This window comes from Streptomyces sp. PU-14G, assembly GCF_041028275.1.
GTDB lineage: Bacteria > Actinomycetota > Actinomycetes > Streptomycetales > Streptomycetaceae > Streptomyces.
The window spans coordinates 1-6,721 of sequence record NZ_JASKYT010000432.1 but is presented as its reverse complement, the minus strand read 5'-3'; the positions used below and the strand labels follow the sequence as shown (position 1 = coordinate 6,721).

The following is a 6,721-nucleotide window of genomic DNA, read 5'->3' as shown; positions in this document are numbered from 1 at the left end:
GGCCGGTCTGTGCCGGCCGGGCGACCCACCCGCTGCGGGGGTTCAGCAGACGACGACGGTGCAGATGACCACCGTGCACAGACCGCTGCAGTGAACGGTGTCGAGCTGCGCCTCAGGCAGCTCGGTCGTCGAACTGATCCGGGTGTCGAGATCGTCGATGAGGCTGTCGAGGTCGAGCTCGGGCGCTTCGGTCGTCGCGGGCATGATGTCTCTCCTTTGTCTCTTCACTGCGGGTGTGGTGTCCGCCCCGGCGTCCCGCCACCGTTGGAGGAGGGCGGGACGCCGGGGAGGTCGTGGGCGCCGCACCAGGCGGCGTGAGCGCGTGCGGCGAGGTGTTCGGCCGTGCGGTCGTGGGGCAGCCGGATCAGCAGTTGGGACGCCGCCCCGAAGGCGCCACCGGCCACCGGAGCCTGGGCGGTGCCCTGACCCAGCGGCTCGTCCGGTGCGGGCAACGCCTCCTCGAAGACCAGGTCCGTACCGGGTTCGGCCTGGCAGAGCCGCTCCACTGCCTGCAACGCGGGCAGGGCCGCGAGGTCGACCGGCAGCGGCTTGGTGTCCGGGCGCGCCCGCAGGTAGCCGAACCTGGGCAGCCCGGCCGCCCGCCGCAGCGCGGCGAGTGCCACCACCTTGTCGGCTTCGCTGTCCGTTGGGTGCCACAGCGCGGTGCGCGCGATCCGCCACTGCGCGGGGCTGACGACGAGGAGTCCACCGACCGTCAGCCGCGGCACGCGCCCCGCTCGGGGGAACGCCCCGGCGAGCCCGTCCAACCGCACCATGCGCCGGGCGGCCGGGTGCCCGGCGCCGGTCAGCAGCGGCAGCAGCCGGTCGTACGGCGGGGCCGGGGTACGGGTGGCGTGGTGGACGGGCAGCACCCGCACCCCGTCGGCCTCGGCGACGAGTTCGCCGCCCGCGATGCGCAGGGTGACCCGGTCGAGGGGGAGGTGACGGACGGAGGGAAGCGGGGTGGCACCGGTCGCGGTGCGGTCGCCGCGGACAGCGCCGACGCCGTCGACAGCGGCGAAGTCAGTCGCGGCGGAGCCAGTGGCGGTGGCGTCGGTGGCGGTGGCGTCGGTGGCGGTGTCGAGGAGGCCGTCATCCGCCGGGCCGGGGTCGCTCGAGGTGCCGTAGTACAGCGGGGTGTTGGGATCGCCCGTGCACCAACTGGTCGCGACGGGACGGCGTACGGCGTTGGCCGCCGCTTCGGTCAGCGGCGGGACCAGCACCTCGACGAAGCGCACACCGGCACGCCGCTCGAAGGCCGCGAGGAAGTCCCGGTAGGCGGCCGGGTTGGGGTATCCGGCGGCGGGGCCGACGCCGTACAGCTCCCCCAGCGCCTCGGCGAAGCGGGCGTCCAAAACGCCCGCGGGCGACGCCGACTCCAACACGGCCACCGGGTCCGGGCTCGCGGGAGCGCCGGGCCCGTGATGTCCGCCAAGCTCGCCAGTACCACCGGTACCACCGGTACCGCCGGAATCGCCGGGATCACCGGAGCGGGCGCGGGGCAGTGGCCGCAGCAGACAGTCGACGGGCCAGGCCTCCAGCACCGCGGGAACCGGCGGCGCCCCCAGCGCGTCCAGCAGCGCCGCGTCCAGGTCGACCTGCTCCTCGTCGAGCCGCGCGCCGAGGTACGCCAGCAGCCGCGCGTACCCGGAGTCGGACGTGTGCGCGGGCTCCCAGCAGGCGTACCGGCCACGGGGGCGCGGCGCAGCCGACCGGTCGTCCGCGTGGCCGGCCTCCATGAGACGTACGACGGAGACGGGCTCGGCGCCCAGGCCCGCCGCCTCCGCCGCCCCCTGGTGCTGCTCGCCCTGCCTGCGGTTCGCCTCGCACAGCTCGGCCACGCGCCGCGCGAGAGCGAGCCCGTCGGCGACGACCCGCACGGCCGCGTCCGGCACCTCGGCCCGGGAACCGGCGGCGTCCCGCACCTCGGCCCGGGAACCGGCGGCGTCCGGCGCCTCGGCCCGGCAACCGACGGCGTCCGGCGCCTCTGCCCGGGAACCGGCGGCGTCCGGCGCCTCTGCCCGGGAACCGGCGGCGTCCGGCGCCTCTGCCCGGGAACCGACGGCCTCGGGCCCGGAGTCGGCGGTCTCGGGCCCGGAGACGGTGGCCTCGGGCCCGGAGACGGTGGCCTCGGGCCCGGAGTCGGTGGCCTCGCGGCGGGTTCCGGTGAGCCGGCGGTAGGAGTCCAGGAAGGAGCCGCGGGCCATGTCACCGGCCAGCGGTACGGGCCGGCCGGACCCGTGCTCCGTCCACGGCAGCCGGCGGGCCCGGGGCGCGGCGCACACCTGGAGGATGCCCAGCGTGTGCAGGTGGGCCAGGAAACCGCGCAGCGCGGGCTGGGAGGACGGCGGTCCGAGCGCGGCCTCCAGCGCCCCCACCGTGCGGGGGGTGGAGGCGAGCAGCCTCAGCACCGCTTCCAGCGCAGGCGTACGCCGCAGCGAGAGCCGCCGCAGCCGGCCGCCCCCGGCCGGGTCCGGGTCGACGACGGCGAAGTGCAGGTGCCCCGTGCCGGGTTCGCCGGTGGCGTGGTGCAGCGGAGCCGGCGCCAGGAGCACGTGCGGTTCGGCGGCGGCCAGGTCGACGTCACGCAGCCGGCACCACAGCCGGTGCACGTTCTCGGTCCTGCGGGCGGCGACGAGCTGCGGCCCAGGGGCGAGCTCCGGCAGCAGCGACGCTGCCGGGCCATTCAGCGGGGCGCTCAGCGACGGGGCGCCGGCCGCGGGCGGGCCCGTCAGCGAGTCCGTCAGCGGGTGGGCGGCGTGCGGATGCCCCGCCGGGTTCCCGCCCGTGGGGGGGCGTCGCCGCGCGGCGGGTGCCGGTCGTCCGGACACGGGCACCACGGCGAGCTGTCCCGCCCAGTCGCGCGGAGTGGTCTTGGCGGCGGCCCGGCCCAGCGCACGCCACAGGTATCCGACGCCCTTGCGCTGCCGCTTGCTCTCCCAGGGCTCACCTGCCGCCGCGCGCCGTTCCAGATCCGGCACGACGCGGGGTGCGGCCCCCTCCACGAAGCTCCGCAGCACGGGGTGCGATCGGGCCGCCTCCAGCAGCATCGCGCTCACCCGGTCCCGCTCGGTGGCGACGGCACGACCGAAGCCGCCGTACGCGGCGCGGAGCCCGGCGGCGTCAGCCGCCAGCGCGCGCAGATCGCGTCCGAGGGCGGGCCGTAGCACGGCGATGCGGTCGATGAGGGCGTCGTCGGCCGTGCGCCTCGCGGGGTCGAGGGGGTGGGAGCCGAGGCCGGCGCCGCCTTCGGCATTGCCGGTGGCCGGCGCGTCGCCCGCGTGCAGCCGGCGGCGCAGTGCCAGCACGGCCCGCCGGTCCGTCGTCGCCAAGCCCTCGTCGGGCACGACCTCCTCGCCGATCCGCACGCTCAACGCGCGGGCCCGCGCGGCCAGCCGCGCCTGCCGGTCCGCCAGTTGGTCGGCCTGCGCGAAGACGGCGGGGCTCCCGGCGCCCGCCCAGACCGCGCCGGTGACACCGGCGCTCCGCAGGAGCGCCGCGGCGCCGAGGAGGGCGGACCCGCCGTCGTGCGTCGGGGCGCCGGTGGGGGACGCGGCACCCGCCACCGCGTCCTGGGGACTTCGTCGGGTGCCGTGCGGGGCGGGGGCCGGGTCAGTGTGCTGCTGCCGAGGTGGCATGCGCGGCCCTCCCCTCGTGGGCCAGGGCCTCCGTCAGGAGGCTCTGGCGGGCCAGGGACAGCAGGCCGCGGTTCCAGTGGAAGACGGTGACATAGGCGGCTGCCGTACGGGGGCCGACGGCGGCATCACCCGCTCCGTGCACCTCTCCGGCCGCGCAGTGCCACGCGCTCCCCACCTCGAAGTGGCCGTCGCGCCAGCGCACGGCCGCCCCGTGGGCCGCCTTCGCGTGCCGGGCCAGGGCGTTCCTGCGGTCTTCGGGGAAGGCGCGCAGCGCCTCGTCGCGGGGCGTGCGCCAGTAGGCGACGATGCCGGCGGCGGCCCGCTCGCGGGCCGCCGGGTCGATGGCCGCAGCCGCGTCACTCAGGCGGCGGCCTGTCTCGCGGGCGACCGCGTCCCAGACACCCCGGTGCTCCCAGCCGACGATCCCGAGCCCGTCGAAGACCTCCCGCAGCAGCAGCAGCGAGTGCCGCCAGCCGACCGAGGGCCCTGCGCCTCCCGGGTGGTTGACGTGGTGGTCGAGCCAGGCCAGTGAGTCGAGGGTGAACAGATCGTGCACGTACGCCATCGAGGCGGGGCCGCCGAAGAGGTAGTACTCGGGTTCGTACACCGCGCACACCGGACGGCGCCGAAGACCCTCCCACTGATCGGTGCGGCGCAGGAGGGCGGCGCGCAACTCGGCGGTTTCCCCGGGGTCGGCGGCCTGGAAGCGTGCGCGGATTCCCGGCGCCTTGTGCATGAAGAAGAAATTCCGCGCCCGCTCCTCGGTGAGGAATGCGTCGGCGAGTGCGGCGAGTTCCGCGTAGCAGAGCGCGCGGCCGTGGGAGTCGCGCTCGGGGGCCAGGTTGAGCTGCACCCAGGAGCCGGGGGGCGTCACGCCACGGACGGCTGTCTCCCGCGCGGCGCGGCGCGCGGCGGTGAGGCCCGCCGCGAGCCCCGCGACTCCCGCTGCCGCGAGCGTGCGGCCCCGCGTCCCCGCCTCGCGGAGGCGGTCGACGCACGCAGACGGTGAGCGCCACCGATGGGAAACCTCCGGCAATTCCGCCCCCCTTCTCAGTGATTACGTCACCGCAATCACGTCCCGAAGGGGAACTTCCCAGCTATGCCATGGCCGAACAATGAAATTGAATTCTTCATATGAACGGCGGTTGTGCGCCGGTGCGTTCGCAAAAGGGCCAGCTGCCGGCTCAGCGGGAATGGAGGTCCAGCCCGCCGGCCCCGGGACGCTCCACACCCGGCAACAGCCGCATGTCGTGGTCGTAGTCGCCGCCGACGAGTGAGCGGAAGGGCACGGGCTCGTCGGTGAACAGGCCGTCGAGCCGCCGCCCGTACTCCCGGCGCGCCGCCGCGAACCGCTGCGCGGACAGCTCGTTCGCCCCGTACACCGCGAACGGTTCCAGCGGCGCCATGCCGGTGAACCAGAACAGGCCGTGCTGAAGCGGATGGAGGACGTCCGACAGTCGGCCGTGGATCCCCCGGTCGGAGAAGGCCGTCGAGCGGGCTCCGGTGGTCACCGACACCAGCGCGCGCCGCCCCGCGAGCGCACCCTCGCTGTAGGGCGGAGGAACTCGGGGCCCGTACCCGAAACCGCTGGTGAACACCCGGTCGATCCAGCCCTTGAGAAGGGCAGGCGGGGAGAACCACCACATCGGGAACTGCAGGATCACCGCGTCCGCCTCCCGCACCTTCTCCTGCTCCGCGGCGATGTCCGGCGCGAGCCGCCCCCTCAGCGTCGCCTGCTCCGAGTCGGCCATCACGCTCAGCCGCCGGTCGGCGCCGTGGTCGGGGAAGTCGTCGGCGTCCACCGTCGCCTTCCACTTCATCGCGTACAGGTCGGAAACCCGCACCCGGTGCCCCGCCGCACGCAGGTGCTCCACCGCGAAGTGCGTCAGCGCGGCGTTGAGTGACCGCGCTTCCGGGTGGGCACTGACGACCAGGACGGTGCGCTGCCGCGGCGTGTCGCCGCCGTTGCTCTCGTTCATGAACCCAACGCTCTTACGGGGGCCGCGCGGTAGCCAGCACCCTGTGCGACCACGGAACAGCCTTCCTGGTACTGCGAGGCCCCCCTTTCCGCGCCCCCCGACCTTGCGGCCCTTCGAACCGGCGCGCGCATACTTGTCCGCATGGACGGCGTCGACGGGAAAGAGCGCACCGCGGCAAGGGAAGACCGGCCCGAACGAGCCGGTTCCGCTCCCTCGCGGGCGCTCGGCGCGTTCCTGCGGGCTCGGCGGGGACGCGTCGCGCCCGAACACGTCGGGCTTCCCGGCAGCCGGCGCCGACGCGTCCGCGGACTACGGCGCGAGGAGCTGGCCCAGCTCGCCGGCATCAGCGTGGACTACTACGTACGCCTCGAACAGGGCCGGGCCACCCAGCCCTCCACCGAGGTCCTCGACGCCCTCGCCAAGGCGCTCGGACTCGACGCGGCGGAACAGCGCCACCTCGCGACCCTGGCCGCCGCGAGGAACACCCCTCCCCCCGCGGCCCGCGTCAGTCCCCTGTTGCGGCGCATGCTGGACGCCATGCACCCGCTGCCCGCGTTCGTCACCGACCACCGCCTCGACGTGGTGGCCTGGAACGAGTCGGGCGGCGAACTGGTCGGCGGCCTGTCCGATCCGCAGCGGCGCGACCGGAATCAGGCCAGGTACCTCTTCCTCGACCCCACCTCACGCGACGTCTTCCCCGAGTGGGACGAGCGGGCCGCCGAGTCCGTCGGACAGCTGCGGGTCAGCGCGGGACGCTACCCCGACGACACCGTGCTGGCCGGACTCATCGGCGAACTGTCCGCGGGCAGCCCGGCGTTCCGGGCCATCTGGGACACCGGTGAGGTCGTGATGTGCGGGGCCGGACGCAAACGGGTGCGGCACCCGGACGCCGGGCTGCTGGCCCTGGAGTACGAGACGCTGCACGTGCCGTCCGCACCCGGCGAGACGGGTCTCGTCGTGCACGTCTTCGGCGCGGAGGCAGGCACCAGGGAAGCCGCCGCCCTGGCCGCACTCGCCCGGCCGAACCCCCGCACGGGGTCGGCCGAGTCCTGACGGGGGGGGCGGCCAGGTCCTGGCGAGGGGCCGCCAAGTCTTGGCGAGGGG

At 75.4% G+C, this 6,721-nt stretch carries 5 protein-coding genes; 1 reads left to right on the top strand and 4 read right to left on the bottom strand.

All coding sequences use genetic code 11. From position 1 onward, the window contains the following. Positions 1 to 42: 42 nt before the first annotated feature. The 4 genes from AB8Z75_RS30775 to AB8Z75_RS30760 all read right to left on the bottom strand — a co-directional run bounded on the left by AB8Z75_RS30775 (position 43) and on the right by AB8Z75_RS30760 (position 5,617). A complete protein-coding gene (locus AB8Z75_RS30775; protein ID WP_369207747.1) occupies positions 43 to 204 on the bottom strand; it encodes a hypothetical protein in 162 nt (53 codons plus the stop codon). A 20-nt stretch (positions 205 to 224) separates the two neighbouring features. Continuing rightward, entirely contained in the window at positions 225 to 3,638 is a 3,414-nt protein-coding gene (locus tag AB8Z75_RS30770) for a lantibiotic dehydratase (RefSeq protein WP_369207745.1), read from the bottom strand. Then, a complete protein-coding gene (locus AB8Z75_RS30765) occupies positions 3,613 to 4,512 on the bottom strand; it encodes a thiopeptide-type bacteriocin biosynthesis protein (RefSeq protein WP_369207743.1) in 900 nt (299 codons plus the stop codon). The genes AB8Z75_RS30770 and AB8Z75_RS30765 overlap by 26 nt, the downstream gene beginning before the upstream one ends. Before the next feature lie 310 nt (positions 4,513 to 4,822). Beyond that, positions 4,823 to 5,617: an NAD(P)H-dependent oxidoreductase gene (locus tag AB8Z75_RS30760; RefSeq protein WP_369207741.1), complete on the bottom strand. Its 795-nt coding sequence runs from the start codon at positions 5,615 to 5,617 to the stop codon at positions 4,823 to 4,825. A gap of 141 nt (positions 5,618 to 5,758) precedes the next feature. Between AB8Z75_RS30760 and AB8Z75_RS30755 the strand changes: the two genes are divergently transcribed. Continuing rightward, entirely contained in the window at positions 5,759 to 6,670 is a 912-nt protein-coding gene (locus tag AB8Z75_RS30755) for a helix-turn-helix domain-containing protein (RefSeq protein ID WP_369207739.1), read from the top strand. Positions 6,671 to 6,721 lie beyond the last annotated feature (51 nt).

Bases quoted from the DNA above. Each gene is read 5' to 3' on its own strand.
- AB8Z75_RS30775 (WP_369207747.1), bottom strand. From the start codon at position 204: ATGCCCGCGACGACCGAAGCGCCCGAGCTCGACCTCGACAGCCTCATC.
- AB8Z75_RS30770 (WP_369207745.1), bottom strand. From the start codon at position 3,638: ATGCCACCTCGGCAGCAGCACACTGACCCGGCCCCCGCCCCGCACGGC.
- AB8Z75_RS30760 (WP_369207741.1), bottom strand. From the start codon at position 5,617: ATGAACGAGAGCAACGGCGGCGACACGCCGCGGCAGCGCACCGTCCTG.
- AB8Z75_RS30755 (WP_369207739.1), top strand. From the start codon at position 5,759: ATGGACGGCGTCGACGGGAAAGAGCGCACCGCGGCAAGGGAAGACCGG.